Origin of the sequence: Lentilactobacillus sp. TOM.63 (assembly GCF_030361045.1) — a bacterium.
In the GTDB taxonomy this organism is placed as follows: Bacteria; Bacillota; Bacilli; order Lactobacillales; family Lactobacillaceae; genus Lentilactobacillus; species Lentilactobacillus dabitei.
Window position 1 is genome coordinate 1 of sequence record NZ_JAUCAP010000162.1, and the last position, 1,617, is coordinate 1,617.

The following is a 1,617-nucleotide window of genomic DNA, read 5'->3' on the forward strand; positions in this document are numbered from 1 at the left end:
CTTACCCAATGACGTTGGTGGAGTTATCCAAGGTGAGCGGAACGACCCGCGAAACCACCAGTGCGATGGTCCAACAGCTGGTTAAGGAAAACAAGGTTCGATACAATCGAAAATATTTCAAGATTTTAGTTAGAGACGAAACATCTACCTAAAAGGAGTGAATCAATATGAAAGAGAAAGACGGTAAGTTAGGCTTAATGGAACTCATTGGCCTCGTTGTCGGATCAATCATCGGCGGTGGTGTATTCAACTTGATGCACGACATGGCCGTTGGTGCTGGTCCTGGTGCGATCATTATTGGCTGGATCATTACCGCAATTGGAATGGTCATGTTGGCGATGACCTTCCAGAACTTGATCGTGAAGCGTCCGGATTTGGATGCCGGGATTTACAGCTACGCGGAAGCCGGCTTTGGTAAGTACATGGGCTTTAACTCTGCTTGGGGTTATTGGCTGTCCGCATGGCTTGGCAACGTTGGTTATGCGACCCTATTGATGAGTGCGGTCGCTTACTTCCTACCAGTATTTGGTGATGGACAAAACATTTGGTCGATCATTGCGGCATCGTTTATCTTGTGGGCCTGCCACTTTATGATCCTTCGTGGGGTTGAGTCTGCATCATTTGTCAACGTTGTGATTACTGTTGCTAAATTGATTCCAATTTTCTTATTTATCATTATCGTTTTATTCGCATTTAAGCTGAACATGTTTACAGGCAATTTCTGGTTCACCCCATCTGGTAAATTCCAGTTTGCGGATGTCATGGCGCAGGCAAAAAGCACCATGCTGGTAACCGTATGGGTATTTATCGGAATTGAAGGCGCGGTTGTCTTTTCTGGCCGGGCTCGTAAACGTTCAGATGTTGGTAAAGCAACGGTTCTTGGAATTATTACTGTTATTCTGATTTATATGTTAATTACGTTGCTGTCATTTGGTGTTATGAGCCGAGCAGGCTTGTCACACTTAACCCAACCAGCAATGGCTGACTTGTTGGAAAGCATCGTCGGTAAATGGGGCTCAGCCGTTGTTAATCTGGGGTTGATTATCTCAGTTGTCGGTGCTTGGCTGTCATGGACCATGTTTGCTGGTCAATTGCCATATGAAGCCGCCAAAGAGGGCTCCTTCCCGAAGATATTCGCCAAGGAAAACAAGAATGGGGCGCCAATTACCTCATTGACTGTCACAAATGTGTTGGTTGAATTGTTCATGTTTACGTATTTGATTACGGCGCAGGCTTATAACTTCTTCTATTCAATCGCCAGTGCCGCAATTCTAATTCCGTACGCATTCTCAGCATTCTATCAACTGAAGTACTCGGTCCAAAGTGATCATGGCAAGGGCCGAACTGGCAACATTATTATTGGAATTATCTCAAGTATTTACGCCTGCTGGTTGTTGTTCGCGGCAGGAGCCAATTTCTTATTGCTGATGTCATTATTGTTCGCTGCAGGGATTCCAGTATTCTGGATCTTACAGAAGCGAGACAATCATGCAAAGAAAGTATTTGGCCCAATTGAAATGACGCTTGCAATCGTGATTGTGATTGCTGCCATCTATACAATTTATGGTTTGGTAGTGGGAAAGATTACATTTTAGTGAGCGACGAGCAACGGTTTGA

At 44.7% G+C, this 1,617-nt stretch carries 1 protein-coding gene; it reads left to right on the forward strand.

Annotated elements, in window-relative coordinates; translation table 11 throughout:
* Window positions 1–167 precede the first annotated feature (167 nt).
* Complete coding sequence (gene arcD / locus QUF07_RS13900) at window positions 168–1,595, forward strand: arginine-ornithine antiporter (RefSeq protein ID WP_289428187.1); 1,428 nt, start codon at window positions 168–170, stop codon at window positions 1,593–1,595.
* The last annotated feature ends 22 nt before the right edge of the window (window positions 1,596–1,617 follow it).